The following is a 19,386-nucleotide window of genomic DNA, read 5'->3' as shown; positions in this document are numbered from 1 at the left end:
GCCGGTCACTTTTTAGTAAGAGCCACCTGAGAGGCGCATGTTACAGCCAGATCTGGCACGATCATAGTGTTGACCGTAGCATGACAACAGCCAACCAATTACAAGCCCAGTTAGAGGATGTATTTATAGGACGCCCCTGGTATGGAACGCCGATCAGCACCATCATTACCGAAGGCAGCTGGATAGCAGCTTTTAACTTACCGCACGGAGCAGTGCATAGCATTGCTCACATTGTGCTGCATATGACCGCCTGGACCGAGGAGACAGTGAGTCGCCTGAAAGGAAACAATGCGGCGATCCCGGCCCGTGGCGACTGGCCTGAGCCGGGCGAGGCATCTGAACAAAAATGGCATCAGCTGGTTATTGACTTGGATGAGGCCAACAGCGATCTGGTAAAAGCCATGCAAGCCCTGCCCAATGATCAGTGGGATCAGCTGATCAACGATGAACGCGGAGAGGGAGAACCGGTGACCACCTACAAAAGACTTGTTGAAGGCTTTATACAACACCAGATCTACCATGCCGGCCAGATCGCCTTACTGAACCGAATTAACCATGCTTACTAACGAAAAAAAGACCCTGATACTGGGCGCCACGCCCGACCCATCGCGCTATGCCTACCTGGCCGCCAACCGTTTGGTGCGTACCGGCCACCCGATCGTGAATGTGGGCATCAAAAAAGGAGAAGTAGCCGGGGTGGCTATCGAGAAAGCGGAAACGGTACATGACGATATCGACACCATAACGCTGTACGTTGGGCCGCAGAACCAGCCGCCGCTGTATGATTACATACTGGCCACTAACCCGAAACGCATCATTTTTAACCCAGGTACCGAGAACCCCGAACTGCGACGCATGGCGCGCGAACGAGGCATTGAAACACTATCGGCTTGTACGCTGGTGATGTTATCTACAGGGGAATATTAATAAGCGAATAGCAATGCTTCGCAACAGTGCAAAACTGTTGGGGGACAGTTCGCTGTGAATTCATATCTGCATAGATACCATAAAAAAGGTCCGGCCTGTTTCCAGTAGCCGGACCTTTTTTTGTGGTCCTTTTGGGGAAGGACCTTTCTATCAATAGCGATGCTTATCGGGCATCAAAGCTGTTGCGGAAACGCATACCATCGGCGGTATAACCTTCAATGGTCATTTGGCCATTCTTCAGGTTGGTGATCGCTTTATCGATGTCGTTCACGCTGTTGATCGCGATACCGTTCATGCTGGTAATGATCGAGCCTTCTGGTATATCATAGTTCTCGAAGAAACCACCGCGACGTACTTGGGTAACTACCACACCTGAGCTCAAGCGGAATTTAGCTTTTTGCTGTTGGGTAAGCGGCTGGAAGCTTGCACCTAATTTATTGTACAGTTCTTCCGCCGATCTTGAGGCTGCTGATGTACGGTTGCCTGCTGCCGGTTCGCCTTTCAGGGTCACGGTAAAGTTCTTTTCAGAACCGCCACGCAACACGGTCAAACGGATCTTATCGCCAGGTTGCAAACGGCCTACGCGTTCTTGCAGGTCTGACGATTCGTATATCGGCTGACCTTCAACCTTGGTGATCACGTCGCCTTTTTGCAAGCCTGCTGCGGCAGCACCGCCACCGTCTACCAGGTCGGCCACGTATAAACCGTTAGTAGTGCTGATCTTCAGTTCGCCGGCCACATCCGGGTTCAGCTCTCTGAAGTTAACACCGATATAACCACGTTTTACTGAACCGAATTTCTCCAGGTCGTTCAACACTTTTTTAGCCAGGTTAACCGGCACGGCAAAACCGTAACCTTCATATGAACCAGTGTGCGAAGCGATGGCCGAGTTGATACCGATCAGTTCGCCTTTGGTGTTCACTAACGCACCACCGCTGTTACCAGGGTTAATGGCCGCATCAGTTTGAATGAACGACTCGATGGCCTTGTTCAAACGAGGCTCTTGTTGCTGCTGGTAACGGGTACGGCTGCCAAATGGGCTTTGCTCCTCTTCCTGCTCGCTGCCAATGATACCGATGTTACGGCCTTTGGCACTTACGATACCTGCGGTAACAGTAGAGTTCAGGTTAAAAGGGTTACCTACGGCCAGTACCCATTCGCCTACCTTAACATCATCAGAGTTACCTAACTTAACGATAGGCAGGTTAGTAGCGCTTACTTTGATCAGCGCAAGGTCGGTATTAGGGTCGGTACCGATCACTTTGGCTTGCAGGGTGCGGTGATCGTTAGTGGTCACCTCCACCTTGCTGGCATTAGCCACCACGTGATTATTGGTCACGATATAACCATCAGTACTGATGATCACACCCGAACCTGATGCACGCTGAGGCTGGCTTTGACGGGGCTGCACACGCTGCCCGAACATATCGCCGAACATTTCCTCCAGCGGATCGCGTCCACCGCCGCTACGGCCCTGCTGGGCTGCATAAGTGGTGCGGATGTATACCACGGCCGGCGTTACGGCCGCTGCCGCCTGTACAAAATCAACATCGCCTGCCGACGATACCATGTTAGCTGTATTTCCTTTATTGCTGGCAAAATAAACTTTCTGACGATCCTCGAAGGTCATTCCCTCGGCCGGATCTTTCTCGAATACCTTATAGGCTCCGATGGCCATTGCCCCGCCAGCAAAGGCAGTAAGCAAGGTTAAACCAATTTTTCTCATATTATCTTGATCCTTTTATTGTGTTCTGTAGTACATTCCAAATTTAATACCATTAAGACGATAGGAACAATAATAAGTTATTGCCATTTTTGTTAAAATATGTTAAAGTCGGGCCAAGGCTGTTACACACTTGTTACGTATGGTCGGCCCGTGCAACACCCCGTAGTAAATGAAGCTTAATTTTTATAAATATCAAGGCGCCGGTAACGATTTTATTTTGATCGATAACCGCGACGGCAGCATCGACCACCGTAACCCATTGCTCATCAGCAAGGTATGCGATAGACGTTTTGGCGTAGGCGGTGATGGCATGATGTTCCTGCAAAACGTTGAAGGCTTTGATTTTGAGATGGTATACTACAACTCCGACGGTCAGCCGAGCAGCATGTGCGGTAATGGTGGCCGGTGCATAGTGGCCTTTGCCAGGCACTTGGGCGTGATCGGTTCTGAAACCAACTTTTTGGCAGTAGATGGTCCGCATTATGCCAAAATTTCAGATAGTGGCGACTGGGTAAGCCTGCAAATGATCGATGTGGATACCGTTGACCGCGACTCAGAGGCCTATGTACTGAACACAGGTTCACCGCATTACGTGCAACTCACCACCGGCCTGCAGCATAAAGATGTTTTTGCCGAAGGCCGCGCGATCCGCAATAACACTACCTACCTTTCTAAAGGCATCAACGTGAACTTTGTGGAACCTTTGGATAACGGCTACTTTGTGCGCACCTACGAACGGGGTGTAGAGGCCGAGACCTATGCCTGTGGTACCGGTGTAACGGCCGTAGCTTTAGCCATGGCTCAGGCCAACGACCAGACCGGCCACATCAGTACTCCCATTAAGGTTTTGGGCGGGGATATGAATATCCGCTTCCATTATGATGGTTTGAAATTTAACGACATATTCCTGGAAGGCCCAGCCGTAAAAGTGTTCATCGGTGAGATAGAGGTAGGCGATCTGGGCGAATATCAGGCTGAGGAACAAGGCTTATAATAAATCAAAAAGCCGGCAATGATCTTGCCGGCTTTTTGGTTTTAAGTTCACTTATGCAGTATATGCTGCGACCCATTTGGCTTTGATAGCGGCCCGTGCTTCGATGAACTCCTTGTCGGTGCCTTGAGCGATCGCATCCAGCGGTAACCGCAGCGGACGAGTACCTTTTTTCATTTCGATCAGATCCAGTATGCCGTTGGCGATCACTCGTGGGTCCATATCGAATTGGGCCATTTTACCGAACAGTCCTGCACCCAGCGCGTTAAACTTTTGAGTGGCGCTGTCGCCGTACTCAGCAACGATATCAGCCTTATCGGCATTTACACCTTGTTTTGACCCGTTGGTGCCCTCGGTAGGATATACGCCCGGCTGTATGCTCACATTTTCGATACCGTATTCGGCCAGTTCGTCCTGCGCGCCCTCGGTGATACTTTCCACCCCAAATTTACTGGCCAGGTAAGGCACCATGAAAGGCAGGGTGTGGCCGCTTGCACCGGAGGTGATGTTAATGATAAGGCCGTTTTGAGCTTTACGCATAGATGGCAGCACGGCCTGGTAGGTACGCAGCACACCGTAAAAATTGACCTCGAACATATGGCGTACCTGATCAAGCGAATAGCCCTCGAGCAAACCGAAGCCGCTTACGGCCGCATTGTTCACCAACACATCGATGTGGCCGTGTTTGGATAGCACTTGATCAAAGGCTTGTTTTACAGAGTCATCGCTGGTCACATCAATCTCCACCACCTCAACGTTGGGTATGGCCGATAGTTCTTGTGCTGCTGCTTGGTTCTTACCTGCTACGTTGCGCATTCCGGCTATTACGGTGTGGCCTGCATTAGCTAAGGTGATGGAGGTCAGTTTGCCGAAACCGGTACTGGTGCCGGTTATAAAAATAGTTTTTGACATGGTATTATGCTTTTATAATGTTTATCGTTCGTTAGAACATTACAAAGGTGCGTAGCCGTGCTTGCCTGCACATTGATATAGGATAAGAAAGAAATTGATATACATCAAGCCTACTTACGGGCCGATGCCGTGCGCACGCGGCTCAGTGTTTCGGGTGTTATGCCCAGGTATGAGGCGATCATGGCCTGTGGTATGCGGTTGGCCAAACCGGGATACCGTTTAACAAAGTCCAGGTATTTATCTTCGGCGCTGAAGCTGATCGCGGCATGGATGCGGTTCTGCGAGGCGGCAAAGCTTTTATTCATGATCGCGTTCACCAGATCATTAAATACTGGTATAGCTTTGCAAAGCATCTCAAAATTATCTTTGGTGATCAGTACCACTTCGCTGTCTTCCACCGCATCGATGTTAAATCTTGATGGCTCGCCGCTGAGTAAGCTCACACGGTCACCTATCCACCAGTTCTCGATACCAAAATTAATGACATGCTCCAGGCCCTTTTCGTTTACCGAATAGGTGCGCATACAGCCTTTTGCCACAAAAGCATTGTACTTCCAAACATCGCCCTCTTGTAACAGATACTGTTTTTTGCGCAACTTTTTCACGATACACACCGAACCAATCAGTTCAACATCTGCGGTGGTAAGCGTTATTTTATCGGTAAGGTATCTTTCCAGAACTTCGTGCACGGCCTTTATGATATTTTGGCCTAAATTAGCAAGATCTGGTAAGTGTGTATAGAACTTACCCTACACTTGCTCATGAAATTTATCGGCCACGATTCGGACATCATCAACTACCTCACGGGCGACCTTACCCTGCTCAACGCCATCGTCAAGAATTACAAAGTGCATGAGGTTGAGGGCAGCCCTACGATCAGTATCATGTTCGAGCTGGCGTATACCGAGGCGGATGTGATGCTGGTGTTCCGCGATGTGTTCAAGAACGGTTTTGAGGAAACGCCAGCCATTGGCCAGTACCAGATCGATTCGTGCAAGTTCTATCACATTGGCAGCAAGGTCTACTTTTCGGCCGACCCCGACGAGAGCGAAGAAGGCGCCGAAGGCATATCTGAATACGATAACGACTTCATTTTAAGTAACCATGTTGAGGGCTATATTTTTGAGGAAGAGACCGGCGATCGATAGGTAAAGCCAAACTACCTTAATTGCTGCTGTTATTGCCCGTTGTGAACAATTGTTTCATGGTGGTGTTATTTGACAAGACCAAATCAGACAACACTATGCAATGGATGGGCAGGCGTGAAAGCAGTAACGCCGAATCAGGAAGCAGCAGCGGCGGTGGCCGTATAGCCGCAGGCGGCGGTATCTTAGGTATCTTGGGTGTGATCATCTACCTGTTCACAGGTGTTAATCCGTCGCAAATATTGGGTGGTGGCGATGGCAACCCATCCGGAGGCGACCAAAAGAACGAAAAGCTGGCCACCGGCCGTACCCAGGAAGAAAAATTTTCGATGGTGGTACTGGCCGATACTGAAGAGATATGGCATAAGCTTTTCAGGGATATGGGCGCGAGCTATAAAGAACCCACCATTCACTTTTTTGAGGAAGCGGTAGAGACGAGCGGCTGCGGTTTTGCAGGCTCGGCAACAGGTCCGTTCTATTGCCCTCGCGATCAAAAAGTATATATCGATCTGTCCTTCTTCCGTGAGTTGGAGCAAAAATTGGGTGCAGGCGGCGACTTTGCCCGCGCTTATGTGATCGCTCATGAGGTAGGTCACCACGTGCAAAAGCTCATGGGCGTGTCAGACAAAATGGATCAGGCCCGCCAGCAAATGAGCGAAGAGGAATACAATAAGCTCTCTGTTAAACTGGAATTACAGGCCGATTTTTATGCCGGCGTATTTGCCCACTACGAGCAGCAAAAAGGCGTACTGGATGCCGGGGATATTGACGAGGCCCTGAACGCGGCCAACGCCATTGGCGACGACCGCCTGACCAAAGGCCAAGTATCGCCCGACTCCTTTACCCACGGCACCAGCGAGCAGCGTATGTACTGGTTCAAAAAAGGATATGAGACCGGCGATCCCAAACAAGGCAACACGTTCACGAGCGCGAGTTTGAATTGAGTTTGTTGACCGATAATGTGACCACTTTGATCTATATTAGCTTTCTGCACTTTTGATCAATTGGTGTGCAGTGTTTATGAAACTCAGATCTTACTTAACCATACTTACAGCGCTCGTCATACTGGCTTCCTGCTCTTCTAAAAAGAAGATCGGTGCAGGCACTATCAACAAGGAGGTGGCCAGCAAGTACGCCGTCACTAACAAGTATTATGACTCGGTAGCTAATAGCTTTGCGCTTAACCTGGCCTCAACAGCTATACCCAACCTGATCGACACTTTGGGTGCTGCCGTGCCCGGAGAGTGGGTGGGCACCGTTAACCTGGGTATGCGTAAGCCTAACTATGTGATCATCCATTATACCGCGCAGGATTCGATCCAACAAACGCTGCGCACGTTCACCGTAAAAGTGAGCCAGGTGAGTGCCCATTACGTAGTGGCTAAGGATGGCAAGGTATGGCACATGGTGAACGATTATTTGCGCGCCAACCAGGCGGGCATAGGCAAATGGGGCAGCGTGACAGATATGAACAGTTGCTCGATCGGTATCGAGATCGATAACAACGGCTCTGAACCTTACACCGATGGCCAGGTGAAAAGCCTGATCGCGTTACTGGGCTATTTAAAGACCACCTACAACATCCCGACCGCTAACTTTATTGGTCACCAGGACTGGGCGCCTAAACGCAAACCTGATCCGGGTCCGCTTTTCCCGTGGAAGATCATGGCCAAATATGGCTTTGGCTACTGGAGCGATGATGTACTGGAACTTGCTCCACCCGATTATGACTACATGACCGCTCTGCGCCTGATCGGTTACGATGTAAGCAACCTGAACGCTGCCATCGTGGCCTTTAAACGCCACTTCGTACAGAGTGATGTAAGTCCGCGCATGACCCAGCTTGACCTGAACGTACTGTTCAATGTCAGCAAAAAATATCTCAATTGATCCTGAACTGCTGCTTAATGCGGCACTGATACTAAACAAAAAAGGCCAGGCTAAACGCCCGGCCTTTTTTGTTTAGTGAATGTCCATGATCAGATCTTGATCACGTAATTGTAGGCCGTACCTTTGTAACGGTAGCCTATGCTAAAGTATTCGTTAGTAAAATTGGCCAGCTGGAACACGTGCACATTATTCTCGCCATTTAGCTTTCCCTCGATCGATACCACACCATTGTCGTTCACGATCTTATCAATATCAAATTGCTCGTCGGCACCATCAATGGACACGTCAGCATCACTTGCCCCTAACTTATAGCGCAATGCGGCTGTGAATTGCTTGCGATCGCCGATCAGCGACTTGAACTTTTCGAGGTCGGGTATCACGTTGGAATAGGCTATGCCGGTCAGGTTGGTCTCTGCGGAGGAGCCGCTGGTAAAATAGCCACCGTATTTGTTGCCTTCAGTACGTTGGTTAGTGATCAGGATCGTATTGGCGCCTAGCATGGCCGCCTGTATCTTGATCTTGCGATAGGCACGGTCCTTCACGCGCTCCTGGCTCGAGTAGATAGTAGTACCTTTTGATTTGGAACTTACCTCGCCAAACTTATACAACCCTTTCACCTCTCCTTCTACCGAGGTGATGGTCACGTTGTTCCAGTCCTTTACGCTGGTGATCGGTCTAAAAGAAGTGTTCTCGGCAAAGGTTTGCACGCGGCCGCTTTTAAAGATGATCTTTTGTACGGCGTTCTTGTACACGGTATTCACCACGTCCTCGCCCGGGTAGGTGTACTTAACGGCATCAGGCGTGATCTCTTTAACCGCGCAGGCGATCTTTTGGTTGTTGGTAACAACAGTATCCATTTGTGCATAGCAAGCGCTACCAAGGGCGGTGAATAAAGATGCCAAGGCTAAGGGACGTGCCAATTTGAGGATGGATAAAGAATTAGGTATCATATAGTTCTAAGAAAATTTATCTCCTCAAATATAAACATCCGCTTACTTTTTGCAAACGGCTGAGTTGATGCAAAAGCATAAAAAAACCCGGCCTTGCATCGCGCGCTGGCCGGGGTTAAAATTGATTCTAAAAACTAAATAGGTTCTACCGGGTGTACCGGTTAATAATGTCTAATATCACCTTGTTCTTTTGCAGTTGTGGCAAATAATCGAACAGGATATAGTGTTTCTCAGGGTCGGCGCTCAGGGCCAGCTCCAGGTTTGTCAATGCCTCATTGTAATCACCACGGGCGAACAGGTAAGCCACCAATCGGTAGTATAACTCAGCCGCATCCGGATTGCTCTTGATCGCTTCGGCCATTACCTCAATGGCATCGTTCAAACGTTCCTGCTCATACAGTATCGATGAGTAGTCCAGCCAGGCGTCTATGTCCAGTGGGTTAAGTTCAACCACCTTTTCATAAGCATTTTCTGACTCGGGCAAATGACCCAGCTTATATTCCGCATCGGCAATGGCGAACCAATAATCAGCATTGCTGATATCCAGATCAAGCGCCTTGCGGTAAAAGTGCAGGGCTTCAAAGTAACGTTCCTCAAAATCGAGCGTTACCCCTATGCCGAACCAGGCATCGGCCAGCTTGCTGTCCATCTTCACGGCCTTTTTGTAAAAAGCGCGTGCCTCGTCCATTTGCTCCAGCTTTTCGTAGCACTCGCCTATGGCGCAATAAGTATCGGCATTGGGTTGCTCGTACTCAAAGGTTTGACGGTACACCTCTATCGCTTCGGCATATTTCTCCAGGTTCACCAGTGCATTGCCTTTATTGAAGTAAGCCGATGCAAAGTTGTCCTTGATCAGTATCGCATAGTCGTAAGCATCTATCGCTTTCTCGAACAGTCCCAGCTTAGTAAAGGCGTTGCCCAAATTATACCAGGCCGCATAGCTGTAAGGCTCATTATCGATGTACTGCTCATAGAACTGGATGCTCTCTTGCTGATTGTCGATCACGTCGTAACAAAAAGCCAGTTCGTACAGGGCATCCTGGTTCTCCATGTTCTGCTTCAAACACTCCTTAAGGTAGTGTATGGCCATATCATAGTCGCCCATATTCTGATGAACGTAGGCCATGTGCAGCAATATATCGTCGGTCTCCTCGGCCATGGTGAGCGCCTTCTGGTAATTTTCCAGCGCCTCCGTGTAACGGTCCATGCTCTCGTACAGGTTTCCTCGTATGATATAGATATCAGCGTCAGACGCTTCCAGTAAGGCCGCTTTATCCAATGCGGCAAAGGCCTCACCTACGCGGTTGGTCACCACGAACAGCTGGGCCTGCTTGATCAAAAATATAGCGGCGAACGGGTGTTGGCTGATGGCGTAATCTACTACCTGGATCGCCTTTACAGGATCATTTTTCTCGATGTAGTAGTCAATGATGTTCTCGAATGCCTGTGCATCAAAAAAGTACTGATCATGATTGCGGAGCATTTCCTCATAACGCTCTACCGAGAATTTAGGGTCCTCAGTAAAACCGAATTCATATTCATCTTCCATCTGATCGTATTTACGGTCAAGGCCTTACAAAATATCGGTAGATATACAGCTGTAAGGCGATAACTGAGTTCAATTTACAATTATAAGATAACAAAGAGCAACATAGTTTTCAACATTACCGCAATGTGGATATTTCGGAATTTAATCGATTGATAATGAGCAGGTAAATTATCGTTAGTTAAAACAACTTTTTATCGTCGGTATCCACTGTTCGTCGCGGGTGTTGTGGGTAGCTGCTTTGTATATAAAATAAACGTTTCGGGTGCAGCGTTTGTTGTGTACCGCACCTGTATCATGATCAGGCTACGGTCAGCTTTTATTTAGCTAACACTCAAAAAATTGAAACGATTTATAATAACTTGCCGCGAATTTTAGATATGACGATCATTAACAAACATTTATTAGGATATACCCTGTGCGCATCGCTATTAGCAGGCCTTGGCGCCAAGGCTCAAACAGCAGCTACTCCTCCACCTCCCGAATTGCCAAAGAACTGGCATTTGATGGACCTAAAGGCCGATGGCTACTTCGGTATCAGCCTCAACAAGGCCTACCAGGCACTTAAAGGCAAAAAAAGCAAGACCGTGGTGATCGCCACCATCGATAGCGGTATCGATACCGCACAGGCTGACCTTAAGAGCGTGCTTTGGGTGAATCCGAAAGAGAAACCGGGCAATGGTAAGGACGATGATGGCAACGGCTACATCGATGACATGCATGGCTGGAACTTTTTAGGCGGCCCGGGCGGCAAGTGTGACTTCAGCGAGACCACCGAGGAGGTGCGCGAGTATCACCGCCTGAAGGACAAATACGGCATGATGACCGAGGCCAACGCGCCCGACAAAAAGGAGTTCGCGTACTGGCAAACCGTGAAGACGACCTACGATTCTACCTTCACCAAGTCATCTAACGAGAGCAAGCAGTTGTCGCAGATCATGAACGTGCTTATGATCACCAGCGGCTACATCAAAAAAGGCTTGAACCTGCCGGCTAACGGCACATTCAAACTGGCCGACCTGAGCAAGCTAAAAGCTACTAACGATACTATTGCCCAAAGCAAGAACGCCTGGACCTACTTTTTTACCGAGGAAGGCCCTACCGCTACCAACGAGAAGATCATCAAAGATCTTGGCGAATACATGACCAAGATCAATAACGACATCAACCCTGATCTGGAGGCCCGTGCCCGCATCGTGGGCGACGACCCTAATGTATGGGATACTAAGCCTTACGGCAGCAACATCCTGAAGTTCGAGGATGCTTCGCATGGTACGGGTGTGGCTGGTTTGATGGGCGCTGTACGCAACAATCAGTACGGCATCGATGGCGTGGCCGATAACGTGCGCATCATGGCCATCAAAGGCGTGCCTAACGGCGATGAGTATGATAAGGACATTGCCAAAGCGATCCGTTACGCGGTAGATAATGGTGCCAAGGTGGTGAACATGAGCTTTGGTAAAAAGCTATCTCCGCACAAAAAATGGGTAGATGAGGCTTTTAAATATGCTGCCGACCATGATGTACTGCTGGTGCAGGCCGCAGGTAACGACCACCAGAACGTTGATGAAAAAGCAGCCTATCCTAATGACACCTTTGAGGACGGCTCAGTGACCGACCTTGACAACGTGATCAGCGTAGGTGCATCATCGGCCAAGCAGGATGAGAAACTGCCGGGCGATTTTAGCAACTATGGCAAAAAGAACGTTGATGTATTTGCACCGGGTGTAAAGGTGACCTCGGTAGATAAAGATGCCGAGTTCAATACTGCGGATGGCACCAGCTTTGCCTCGCCGATCACCGCAGGTATTGCTGCCTTGTTGTTGGAGTACTACCCTAATCTGAGTGCCAAGCAACTTAAACAGATCATCTTGCAATCGGCCAAACCATTGACCGGCACTATGGTGATCAAACCAGGCACGCAAGACAAGGTAGACTTTACCACCCTGAGCAAGACCGGCGGCGTAGTGAACGCCTACGAGGCCGTGATCCTGGCCGGTAAAGTAAAAGGCGAACGTAAGAAATAACTTACCCCACCATGAACAAGAAAAGCGGACCACATCGGTCCGCTTTTCTTGTTTATGAACCATTTACCATTTGATCAGAAACACCCCGCTGCAATAGTTCACATCTGCTTTTTTAACGCCGTTCGCTTCTGATACGTTCAGCTGGTCTACCCTGAACGTGACCTTGTGCTTACCCGTATATTTAGTGATCGACGTGAGCTGAGCGGGCAGATCATACTGATAGTAAGCATCGCTGTTGCTGGGTTGGCGGTAGCTTTTCAACTGCTTGGAGTCCTTAAGCAAAGTGTTCGACCATGCGTTCAGGTCAAAGCTAATCTTTTGTCCGTCCAGTTCAACAGTTACGTTGGCGCTGTTACGTATCCTGATGGTGCTCATTTTACCATGCGGTAACTCGTAGGTGCTGGTATCAACCGTGATCGAGTCGGTTAGATCATTGATCGAATTGAAGCTAACATTGATCAACTGGTCATAGCCCGAAACATCGACCACCTCTTGCTGCCGGGTGTTCAGGATGTATTGTTTGCTCAATGGCTTGATCTCCGTTGTCCCATTCCTCTCGTCATCATAGTCGTAACCTGAAAAGTCCTCCAGGTTCAACTGCTTTTTCACCCAATCTATTTTATTACCGCGCGCCTCGTACCGGCTCATGCGCTCGTCGTAACGGCCATGCCCTTTAAGGTGCATGATCGAATCGGCCACGTGGTCAAGATCTTGCTTAAAATAGGGCTGCAGCGAGGCAAGGTCATGCCGCTCTACCAAATAGTTGATCACCGCTACTGCGCGGTTACCGTCCCGCTTACTGATCTTATCGCTCACTTTCTGCAGCTTTCCATCCTTCAGCGCATGGTTGCGGGCAAATACTTCCTTCAATATTCTAAGCTGCGATACTTTTGCTACCGAGAACGCACTTAACGGACCGTACACCGCCAACAAACTGAGCAAGCACAAACTCATGGGGATCAGCTTGATACTTTGCCTGGCCGAAGCCAAAAAGTATACACTGATGAACAGCAGCCAAAAAGCCAGCACGATCAAAAAATACCGTAGCTCAGTAACCCCATATTTGAACACCCTTGCTCCCGTGGCCACAAATAGTAACACGATGAGCGGCAGCAGCAACAGGTAAAAACTTTTAGCATAACTCTTGATCCATCTGCTGCCCTCGAGGTTACGGATCGGGTAAACCAATAAAATAGACAGGATACCGAACACCGCATAACCCAGCACCAGGCTCGATACCAAACCCTTGGGCAATTGCCATTGAACGATGATCTTGGCCTCGTACGCCAGCAGGATCACCACGTACACCGTGGCCAGCGGGATCAGCACATACTGGGTAAATATCTTTAATCCCTTGGGGTAGCTGTCATCCTGTTCAAGCGATGCGGTATGTACAGGTACGCCGGCCAAAAAGAAGATCACACTGAACATCCCTACGATCCATACCCATAAATTGGCAAAGGTATCCCATTCGAACTTCAGGTTGAACAGGAAATTTGCCGCACCTATGGCTGCGGCCAGGCCCGCAAACAATACCGCGCTGTACAAGGCACTGGTCAAAAAGCGCAGGAAAAGCGTTTTATTGAACTGCCAGAAACCATGCAGGTTACCGCGACCGCTAAATGCCGCGAACGACACCAGCAGGTGAAAAGCGAAACTGAGCAAAAAGAACCGTATCGCGTCGGTACTGCGGGTAAAGGGATCAATGCTCAGGAATATACCCACCGTGACCAGTACCGCTGCCAGGCGCAGTATCCATATCTTAGCCAGTGGCCATTGCTTACTTTCACCGTAAAGCGTGGCCGAAAGCGAAAGCAGCAGGCCAAGATTAGCGCCCGCAATAATGCGCCAGCACCAGCCCTGCCCGTGGTAATTCACATCGTTGAGTTCGACGTTGACCGTGGCAGCAACGGTGGCCGTAAGTGCAAATAACACCTCTACCGGGAAGCGCTTCAGCACGCCTGCTGCACCCTGCAACAGGCTATGTATGGAGGGGAATTTGATCATGAAGGATGATAAGTTAGATGGCCGTAAAATAGGCAAGTTAAGCCACATTGCCTAACCGCCCGCCGCTTGAAAAAATGACAGATCACCGCCGGGCTAAGCCCCTCAAAATAACAGCTTCGTAAAAATAAACTTACGCGTTCTTCTTTTGGCCGGGTACGTTGTTTTTACCGCTCCATTAACTATATTTGCGACGGAAAAATTTTCATTTTAATAATATAATGAGAGAAATACAGTTCAGAGAAGCGCTTCGGGAAGCCATGAGCGAGGAAATGCGCAAGGATCCTAACATATACCTGATGGGTGAAGAAGTTGCCGAATATAACGGTGCTTACAAGGTTAGCCAGGGTATGCTTGATGAGTTCGGTGCGAAGCGTGTTATCGATACGCCTATCTCTGAGCTGGGTTTTGCCGGTATAGGTATCGGTTCGGCCATGAACGGCCTGAAACCGATCATCGAGTTCATGACCTTCAACTTCTCATTGGTAGCTATTGACCAGATCATTAACGGTGCAGCCAAAATGATGAGCATGAGCGGTGGCCAGTTCTCGGTGCCTATCGTGTTCCGTGGCCCAACTGGTAACGCAGGTATGCTTAGCTCACAGCACAGCCAGTGCTTTGAGAACTGGTATGCTAACTGCCCTGGTTTGAAAGTGATCGTTCCATCTAACCCACGCGATGCCAAAGGTTTGATGAAATCAGCTATCCTGGATCCAGATCCGGTCATCTTCATGGAGTCGGAATTAATGTACGGCGATAAAGGTGAAGTACCTGAAGAAGAATATTACATTGAGATCGGTAAAGCCGATGTTACCAAACAAGGCACCGATGTTACTTTGGTAGGCTTTGGCAAGATTATGAAAGTGGTTAACGCTGCTGCTGCCGAATTAGAGAAAGAAGGCATCAATGCTGAGGTGATCGACCTGCGTACCGTACGCCCGATCGACTATGCGGCCATCATTGAGTCGGTTAAAAAGACCAACCGTTTGGTTGTTGTTGAAGAAAGCTGGCCTTTAGGCTCTATCGCTACCGAGATCGCCTTCAAGGTACAAAAAGATGCTTTTGATTACCTGGATGCTCCTATCCTGCGTATCACCGGTGGCGACGTGCCACTGCCTTATGCACCTACCCTGATCCAGGAGTACTTGCCTAACGCCGATCGCGTGATCAAAGCCGTTAAAGAAGTAATGTACGTGACCAAGTAATTCATACTTGCCCGTTATATAAAAGCCCCGCCACAAGCGGGGCTTTTTGCGTTGATAGCTAAGGTCATTTCAATGCTTTTTGTAATGCCGTGCGTACGTTACTGAGCAGTGCTACGTCGATACTACCGACAGAGCACACGTCAAAGCTCCACAGCAATTCAAAGACCATGACAGGGGAGTTAATATTTATCGAGGGATCTGCTTAAGAGAGGTCATTCCTCATACCGGCTCGTGACCTTTTTTGTAGTGACTGCCACATACAGCTCAAATACCGACCATACGATCAGTGCAACGGCCAGTAAAGCATAAAAGAGCTTCCATTGATACTGAGGAAGAAAAAAGGGGATCACCGGGTTAAGCACGATGGCAGTGATCACACTTGCGGCACCGGCCACAAAGCCACCTTTACTGAACTCCACATAGGCTACCCATATCGACATCACAAAAACGAGGTAGCGTACGATGCGCAAATAGTCACGCGATACGTTGAACAGGCAGCCGATCAGCAGCAGTGCCAAAAGGATCTTTACCCCGATCAATATCTGCGGAATATCGTACCGCCTCAAAAAACGCAGGACCTTTAATGCGATGTTCATCTTTACTTAATGCCCTAATATAAGCACTCCAACGTTGGCTGTGCTTTTTATTGCACTTTTTTCTCGGTGGGCGAACTGATGTCCGACAGTCGCGTAGGGATCAGCGTGCGGGTCTTGAAATAAGTGATGGTCACGATGCTCAGCGTCATGCAGGCACCAAAGATCACCGATGGTACCGTACCCATCAGCTCGGCGGTAAAGCCCGACTCAAAAGACCCTATCTCGTTAGAGGAACCGATGAACATGGAGTTAACGGCTGATACCCGACCGCGCATATCATCAGGTGTAAGCAATTGCATCAGGGTGCCCCGTATGATCACGCTGATGCTATCGAACGCACCTTCGGTGAATAGGAATATCAACGAAATATAAAAGCTTTTAGAGAGGCCGAAACAAAGGATTGATAACCCAAAGCCCGACACCGCGATGAGCAGGTTGCGCCAAGGCCGGTTCATGGGCGAAAAACGCGTCATGGCCAGCATGGTAAGCACCGCACCCAAAGATGAGGTGGCCCTCATGATGCCCAATCCTTCAGACCCTACCTTCAATATATCGTGTGCGAATACCGGTAGCAGGGCTATGGCGCCACCGAAGAACACCGAGAACAGATCGAGCGTCATGGCGCCCAGCATCATCTTGTTGTGGAACACGAACTTGATACCCGCCGAAAGGCTTTGCCAGATATCCTCTTTAGGAATGAATACTGGTGGATAAGAGCGCAGCATGTACACCAGTGTGAGCGCTATCACCAGCAAGATCAAAATGATCACGAACGTTGGGGTGATCCCCCAGTGCCCGAAGATCAATCCTCCTGCTGCCGGGCCCAATATGGTGGCGATCTGCCAGGCCGAGCTGCTCCAGGTACTGCCGTTAGGGTACAACTCTTTAGGAATGCTTTGTGCATAGATGGCGAACGTGGCCGGACCATAGAATGCCCTCGCCACGCCATTGAAAAAGATCATGACATAAATGATCGGCACCACCCAACCCGCCTGCACCCAGTGGCTCATACTATTGAGCGTTACCGTAAATATGGTGAGCGATGCCAGCAGTACCACCGAGAAGATCATGAACAGGAGCTTACGCTTTTCGTATTTATCGGCAATGTAACCGCCGTACAGGGCGATACTGATAGCAGGTATAGCCTCGCACAAACCGATGTAACCCAACGCCAGTTTGCTATGTGTGATCTGGTAAATGTAGAAACCGATCACCACGGCCTGCATTTGGTAGGCGAACGTAAAAAAGAAACGCATACCTAAGTATGCGCGGAAGTCTTTGTATCGTAAGGCAGCGAATGCGTCTTTTTTAGGGGTAGCAGGGGTATCCTGTCGTTCTTCCACGAGCGTTAATGTTTAGTGCATCACAAAGTTAAAGCATTTAAAAGTTCGCCCGGCATTTTTTTGCTTTTTAGTAAAGGCATTTACTTAATGTTCATCATTGGAGCCAAAGATGCGTATCGTCTTCACGAACCGGCCTTGATAGTAGCTGTTTAGTGGGGTCTCGGTAACGCCATTGGCTTTACCCGAGGTAGAATGGATGAACACCGGCCCTTCGGTAGCCTTAGTGACCAGTATACCCATGTGTCCCACCTCACGCTTAGTACTATCGGTGCCGGTGAATAGGATCAGGTCGCCGGGCTGGGCGTTGCGCAACGGCACCTCGCGCCTGATGTTGGTAAAGCCTGCCGAGGTACGCGGCACCACTATCTTGAAATGATTGAACACGTAAGTAATGAATCCCGAACAATCGAATCCCTGTGCCGGATCGGTAGAGCCATATTTATAAGGAACGCCTTTAAGTGTGCGCGCAAAAGTGATCAGTTCCGCAGGAGTAGTAGCGCCCACTTGTATGCCTGTATCCGGCTTGCCCGTATCCATAGCCTCTGATGCAAGGTACTTACCGCCGGTGAGCGACGGGGCCACCTTGACGGTATCTGGCGCATTGCATGATGAAAGAATGATAGCGGCAAGTAAGAATGTGTAAATGAGCGGCATATACCTGTAAACAAACAAAGCGCTATTTGTTCGATAGCGCTTTGTTCGTTGATCACCCTTCCACCCGTGATCTATAAACTTAACCCATACTGATCGATCAGATACACCAGCGAGGCGATGGACGCCGCGCCCAATTCTAATTCACGCTTGTTCACGTTCTCGAACACGTCATTAGGGGTGTGGTGAATATCAAAATACCGTTGCGAATCAGGCCGGAAGCCGATCAGTTTGATGCCGGGCTGCGTCTCCTTCAGCGGACCTATATCGGTACCACCACCGCCAGCCACCAGGCGATCCACCTCGTAAGGCTCTAATAGCTTTTTCCATTTCTGGTTAACTCCAGCCAAAAACTCAGGGCTTGCCCCTTCAAAACTGAAACCTCTTGGCGTAAAGCCGCCCTCATCAGTTTCAATGGCAGCAATGTGCTCTTCGTTATTGGCTTTGGCCTGCTCGGCATATTTGATACCGCCTTTGTGGCCGTTCTCCTCGTTCATGAAAAACACTGCGCGCACGTTATTCTTGGGCTTATACCCAACCGCCTTGAATATGCGCAACACCTCTACCGATTGCATTACTCCGGTGCCGTCATCATGCGCGCCCTCGGCCAGATCCCACGAGTCGAGGTGACCACCAACGGTAATGTATTTGTTATTATTGGCAGTACCCTTGATCTCGCCGATCACGTTGTAGGATAGCACATCAGGCAGCGTCTGGCAGTTGGTCTTTAAGAAGAATTTTACCGGTTTGCCATTCTTCTGCTTCAGCATAGCGCTGAGCTTATTGGCCGCCATGGTGGATATGGCCGCCGCCGGTATCGGCTTGTTAGTACCATAATTAGTAGCGCCGGTATGCGGATAGTCGTCCAATGCCGCCGTTAACGAGCGTACGATCACCGCCGCCGCGCCATATTTGGATGCTGCACCCGGACCTGCATTACGCTGATCGCCTGCGGTACCATAGGCGCTGCCGGTCTCAATAAACCGGTTATCGAACGGGCGGTTAAAGAACACGATCTTACCTTTGATACCGGCCTCACCCAGTGTTTCTAGTTCCTTTAAGCTATGCAGCTCGATCATTTCGGCCGTGATGCCTGCTTTAGGAGTAGCTACCGACATGCCCAGCGCCGCTAAAGCTACCGGTGTACGGGTGGTGCCATTTACGATCACGCCCTGCTCTTTGGCGCCGCGCTCCCAGTGCGGCACCATCACTTCCTGCAGGTACACCTTGTCAAAGCCGTAGCTTTCCATCAGCTTTTTGCCCCACTCTACCGAGCGGGCGGCACCTGCAGATCCGCTTAGGCGCGGGCCAATGGTCTTACAAAGGTAGCGCAGGTTCTGATAGCACTGGCCATTCACCAAAGCTTCGTCGTAAAGCTTGCGCAGCATTTCAGGGTCATTATTTTGTGCATAGGTCGATGCACTTATACCGGTAGCCGCGGCAAGGGCCAGGGCAATAATTTGGAATTTCATT

General features: G+C 49.5%; 18 protein-coding genes. 8 read left to right on the top strand and 10 right to left on the bottom strand.

Annotation, left to right across the window (positions count from 1 at the left end):
* The first annotated feature begins 80 nt into the window (after positions 1 to 80).
* Both LLH06_RS02070 and LLH06_RS02065 read left to right on the top strand, forming a co-directional pair.
* Positions 81 to 566 carry a DinB family protein gene (locus tag LLH06_RS02070; protein WP_228171601.1) on the top strand — a complete coding sequence of 162 codons (486 nt, stop codon included), beginning with the start codon at positions 81 to 83 and terminating at the stop codon, positions 564 to 566.
* Positions 556 to 927: a CoA-binding protein gene (locus LLH06_RS02065; protein WP_228171600.1), complete on the top strand. Its 372-nt coding sequence runs from the start codon at positions 556 to 558 to the stop codon at positions 925 to 927. Before LLH06_RS02070 ends, LLH06_RS02065 begins: the two co-directional genes overlap by 11 nt.
* 163 nt (positions 928 to 1,090) lie before the next feature.
* Here LLH06_RS02065 and LLH06_RS02060 read toward each other — a convergent pair whose 3' ends face one another.
* Positions 1,091 to 2,653 carry a Do family serine endopeptidase gene (locus tag LLH06_RS02060; RefSeq protein ID WP_228171599.1) on the bottom strand — a complete coding sequence of 521 codons (1,563 nt, stop codon included), beginning with the start codon at positions 2,651 to 2,653 and terminating at the stop codon, positions 1,091 to 1,093.
* Between the two features lie 169 nt (positions 2,654 to 2,822).
* Here LLH06_RS02060 and dapF point away from each other — a divergent pair, with 169 nt between their 5' ends.
* A complete protein-coding gene (gene dapF, locus LLH06_RS02055; protein ID WP_228171598.1) occupies positions 2,823 to 3,647 on the top strand; it encodes a diaminopimelate epimerase in 825 nt (274 codons plus the stop codon).
* 51 nt (positions 3,648 to 3,698) lie between these two features.
* Here the strand turns inward: dapF and LLH06_RS02050 are convergent, their stop codons facing one another.
* Both LLH06_RS02050 and LLH06_RS02045 read right to left on the bottom strand, forming a co-directional pair.
* The gene (locus LLH06_RS02050) at positions 3,699 to 4,556 is read right to left on the bottom strand and encodes an SDR family oxidoreductase (protein ID WP_228171597.1); all 858 of its coding nucleotides are present in this window, start codon (positions 4,554 to 4,556) and stop codon (positions 3,699 to 3,701) included.
* Between the two features lie 110 nt (positions 4,557 to 4,666).
* Positions 4,667 to 5,245, bottom strand: coding sequence for a Crp/Fnr family transcriptional regulator (locus tag LLH06_RS02045; RefSeq protein ID WP_228171596.1), 579 nt, complete (start codon positions 5,243 to 5,245; stop codon positions 4,667 to 4,669).
* A gap of 72 nt (positions 5,246 to 5,317) precedes the next feature.
* Between LLH06_RS02045 and LLH06_RS02040 the strand changes: the two genes are divergently transcribed.
* From LLH06_RS02040 to LLH06_RS02030, 3 genes are all read left to right on the top strand, one after another.
* On the top strand, positions 5,318 to 5,704 hold the full coding sequence (locus tag LLH06_RS02040) for a hypothetical protein (RefSeq protein WP_228171595.1): 387 nt from the start codon (positions 5,318 to 5,320) through the stop codon (positions 5,702 to 5,704).
* 95 nt (positions 5,705 to 5,799) lie between these two features.
* Positions 5,800 to 6,645, top strand: coding sequence for a KPN_02809 family neutral zinc metallopeptidase (gene ypfJ / locus LLH06_RS02035; protein WP_228173253.1), 846 nt, complete (start codon positions 5,800 to 5,802; stop codon positions 6,643 to 6,645).
* 76 nt (positions 6,646 to 6,721) lie between these two features.
* Positions 6,722 to 7,591 carry an N-acetylmuramoyl-L-alanine amidase gene (locus tag LLH06_RS02030; RefSeq protein ID WP_228171594.1) on the top strand — a complete coding sequence of 290 codons (870 nt, stop codon included), beginning with the start codon at positions 6,722 to 6,724 and terminating at the stop codon, positions 7,589 to 7,591.
* An 89-nt stretch (positions 7,592 to 7,680) separates the two neighbouring features.
* Here LLH06_RS02030 and LLH06_RS02025 read toward each other — a convergent pair whose 3' ends face one another.
* Both LLH06_RS02025 and LLH06_RS02020 read right to left on the bottom strand, forming a co-directional pair.
* Positions 7,681 to 8,511 (bottom strand): hypothetical protein, encoded by an 831-nt coding sequence (locus tag LLH06_RS02025; RefSeq protein WP_228171593.1) that lies wholly within the window; start codon positions 8,509 to 8,511, stop codon positions 7,681 to 7,683.
* Between the two features lie 175 nt (positions 8,512 to 8,686).
* Positions 8,687 to 10,090: a tetratricopeptide repeat protein gene (locus tag LLH06_RS02020; protein WP_228171592.1), complete on the bottom strand. Its 1,404-nt coding sequence runs from the start codon at positions 10,088 to 10,090 to the stop codon at positions 8,687 to 8,689.
* Positions 10,091 to 10,467: 377 nt separating this feature from the next.
* On the opposite strand from LLH06_RS02020, the gene LLH06_RS02015 reads away from it, so the two are divergent.
* Positions 10,468 to 12,114, top strand: coding sequence for a S8 family serine peptidase (locus LLH06_RS02015; protein ID WP_228171591.1), 1,647 nt, complete (start codon positions 10,468 to 10,470; stop codon positions 12,112 to 12,114).
* A gap of 63 nt (positions 12,115 to 12,177) precedes the next feature.
* On the opposite strand, the gene LLH06_RS02010 is transcribed toward LLH06_RS02015, so the two are convergent.
* The gene (locus LLH06_RS02010; protein ID WP_228171590.1) at positions 12,178 to 14,121 is read right to left on the bottom strand and encodes a DUF4153 domain-containing protein; all 1,944 of its coding nucleotides are present in this window, start codon (positions 14,119 to 14,121) and stop codon (positions 12,178 to 12,180) included.
* A gap of 218 nt (positions 14,122 to 14,339) precedes the next feature.
* On the opposite strand from LLH06_RS02010, the gene LLH06_RS02005 reads away from it, so the two are divergent.
* Positions 14,340 to 15,323: a pyruvate dehydrogenase complex E1 component subunit beta gene (locus LLH06_RS02005; protein ID WP_228171589.1), complete on the top strand. Its 984-nt coding sequence runs from the start codon at positions 14,340 to 14,342 to the stop codon at positions 15,321 to 15,323.
* A 212-nt stretch (positions 15,324 to 15,535) separates the two neighbouring features.
* Here LLH06_RS02005 and LLH06_RS02000 read toward each other — a convergent pair whose 3' ends face one another.
* The 4 genes from LLH06_RS02000 to LLH06_RS01985 form a co-directional block, all read right to left on the bottom strand.
* Positions 15,536 to 15,919, bottom strand: coding sequence for a DUF6804 family protein (locus LLH06_RS02000; protein ID WP_228171588.1), 384 nt, complete (start codon positions 15,917 to 15,919; stop codon positions 15,536 to 15,538).
* A gap of 47 nt (positions 15,920 to 15,966) precedes the next feature.
* Positions 15,967 to 17,262 carry an MFS transporter gene (locus LLH06_RS01995; RefSeq protein ID WP_228171587.1) on the bottom strand — a complete coding sequence of 432 codons (1,296 nt, stop codon included), beginning with the start codon at positions 17,260 to 17,262 and terminating at the stop codon, positions 15,967 to 15,969.
* 84 nt (positions 17,263 to 17,346) lie between these two features.
* The gene (locus tag LLH06_RS01990) at positions 17,347 to 17,916 is read right to left on the bottom strand and encodes a C40 family peptidase (RefSeq protein WP_228171586.1); all 570 of its coding nucleotides are present in this window, start codon (positions 17,914 to 17,916) and stop codon (positions 17,347 to 17,349) included.
* 71 nt (positions 17,917 to 17,987) lie between these two features.
* Complete coding sequence (locus LLH06_RS01985; protein WP_228171585.1) at positions 17,988 to 19,385, bottom strand: M20/M25/M40 family metallo-hydrolase; 1,398 nt, start codon at positions 19,383 to 19,385, stop codon at positions 17,988 to 17,990.
* Position 19,386: the final 1 nt, after the last annotated feature.

It is taken from the genome of Mucilaginibacter daejeonensis, assembly GCF_020783335.1.
Lineage (GTDB): Bacteria > Bacteroidota > Bacteroidia > Sphingobacteriales > Sphingobacteriaceae > Mucilaginibacter > Mucilaginibacter daejeonensis.
Note: the sequence above shows the minus strand (reverse complement) of the source record. Positions and strands in the feature narration are given on the sequence as shown.